The organism is Bacillus sp. HY001 (assembly GCF_007558965.1).
Lineage (GTDB): Bacteria > Bacillota > Bacilli > Bacillales > Bacillaceae_G > Bacillus_A > Bacillus_A mobilis.
The window spans coordinates 1-1,670 of the sequence record NZ_VLTE01000216.1 but is presented as its reverse complement, the minus strand read 5'-3'; the positions used below and the strand labels follow the sequence as shown (position 1 = coordinate 1,670).

Below are 1,670 nucleotides of genomic sequence, written 5' to 3'. Positions count from 1 at the left end.
TAAAATAGAAGTATAACTGTATATCGTGTGAAGGTGGGCTTGTTATTATCCCTTCTTTCCATTTGGAAGGAAAGGGGGTGATATAACATGGAATTTTTGTTCGAACTTTTAAAAGAAATTGCAAGAGCAGTTGTGCGTGAGGTTTCAGCATACGCACTGAAAAAGCAATTCGAAAAAAAAGACAACAAAAAACCCGCGCTTCACCGACCAAAGTACAAGCGTGGGTCTAAAAGAAAAAGATAATGCATAATAACAGCCACCTTGACAGTAGCAGTTATGAGACGGGATGTTGACAGCATCTCGTCTTTTTTAGTTTATGCAATTCAGTTAAGTACTATACTTTATATATACTGAATATGCATTCAATATATAACTAATCTAAAGTAAACATACCATATTTTCATTTTTTGGTCAACGTTTGGAAATATGAGGGACTAAATTAAGTGGTTTATACTGTGATTCCTAATTTAAGTGATATAAAAAATAAAAGTAGTTTTATAGGGAAGGGTTTGCTTATTTTGAAAACAAGCAAACCCATTTAATAGTTAGTCTTTAATATATTTTACGGCAATGGTTTTATCTATATCTTTGTGCAAATTGCTCGGTATAAGAATCAACTAATTTTGTACGTCCAGAATCAGAATAAACTTTAATGTTGTATTTAATATAAACATTGTATGCATCTTGATCCTGCCATTTTTGTACAGTCCACCAATAGTTTTTACTTTTAGGAAGAGATAGTCCACCTATTACATACCCAGCTACACCAGAAGCAAACGTATTTCCGATTTTCGCTATAACCCCAGCACCTAAACCTGCTATAGCTGCGTTAACCATAAAACGATATGAGGCATTATAAAATACATTGTTTCCATAAGTTGTCGTTACATATTTCCAGTTGAATGTACCAGCTGTGGGGTGAACATATTGAATTTGATCCGAATCTTTAGGTGTTATTGGATTAAAGGGAGCTTGTCCATTTAGGAATAAAGAGTCTAAATCTTGTTGAGGTAATGAACTAATATCAATTGCTCTATTTTCTTTTGATACATCCTGGTTGTAAGAAACTGCAGGTGAATTTCCTTCCTTGTTCTCTGCTGCTTGCGTTGTTGAACTAAATGCAAACCCTGAGCTTAGTAATAAAACCAATGAACTTCCTGCTAATAATGTTTTTTTCATAATAATCCCCTTTCATTTGTATAAGAAATTTAATACAATATATTATACAGTCATTCTCTGAAAAGTAATTATTTTCTAAAAATAGGAGGTAGGAGTCAATATGTTTGGTAAGATTACTTCAAAAAATGAACGTATTTACGTAATTATTGTAGTTGCACTGTCTATAGGGTTGTTTAGCATATCTCGTACAGTTTGGTGGTTGTATGGAATGGCGTTTTTATTGTTTTTATCCGCTTTTATATTTAGAGACAGACCTACAAAAAAGGAAGTAATGATAAATCTTGTTGGCTTTGTAGCATTATGTTTTATTTTTTGGATAGGAGAATACATCATAAATTTGTAAAATACTAACAATAATTCTTATTAAATACGATTATAACAAATTATTAGATAAATGGAATATTTTACTAACAATTTTAATATAGTGCTAGTTAGGAAAAATCGGTTATTTAAGGGGTTTATGCCGTTATTTTTATTTAGGGGTCCTACCA

At 31.7% G+C, this 1,670-nt stretch carries 3 protein-coding genes; 2 read left to right on the top strand and 1 reads right to left on the bottom strand.

Going from position 1 to position 1,670, the window contains the following annotated elements; genetic code table 11:
- Nucleotides 1-87 precede the first annotated feature (87 nt).
- Complete coding sequence (locus FOT98_RS32655) at nt 88-243, top strand: hypothetical protein (protein ID WP_000394773.1); 156 nt, start codon at nt 88-90, stop codon at nt 241-243.
- A gap of 333 nt (nt 244-576) precedes the next feature.
- Here FOT98_RS32655 and FOT98_RS30535 read toward each other — a convergent pair whose 3' ends face one another.
- Nucleotides 577-1,179 carry a hypothetical protein gene (locus FOT98_RS30535; RefSeq protein ID WP_000751948.1) on the bottom strand — a complete coding sequence of 201 codons (603 nt, stop codon included), beginning with the start codon at nt 1,177-1,179 and terminating at the stop codon, nt 577-579.
- A gap of 100 nt (nt 1,180-1,279) precedes the next feature.
- Between FOT98_RS30535 and FOT98_RS30530 the strand changes: the two genes are divergently transcribed.
- Nucleotides 1,280-1,522, top strand: coding sequence for a hypothetical protein (locus FOT98_RS30530; protein WP_000467112.1), 243 nt, complete (start codon nt 1,280-1,282; stop codon nt 1,520-1,522).
- The last annotated feature ends 148 nt before the right edge of the window (nt 1,523-1,670 follow it).

Coding starts and splice junctions, on each gene's coding strand:
- FOT98_RS30535 (WP_000751948.1), bottom strand. CDS start 1,179: ATGAAAAAAACATTATTAGCAGGAAGTTCATTGGTTTTATTACTAAGC.
- FOT98_RS30530 (WP_000467112.1), top strand. CDS start 1,280: ATGTTTGGTAAGATTACTTCAAAAAATGAACGTATTTACGTAATTATT.
- FOT98_RS32655 (WP_000394773.1), top strand. CDS start 88: ATGGAATTTTTGTTCGAACTTTTAAAAGAAATTGCAAGAGCAGTTGTG.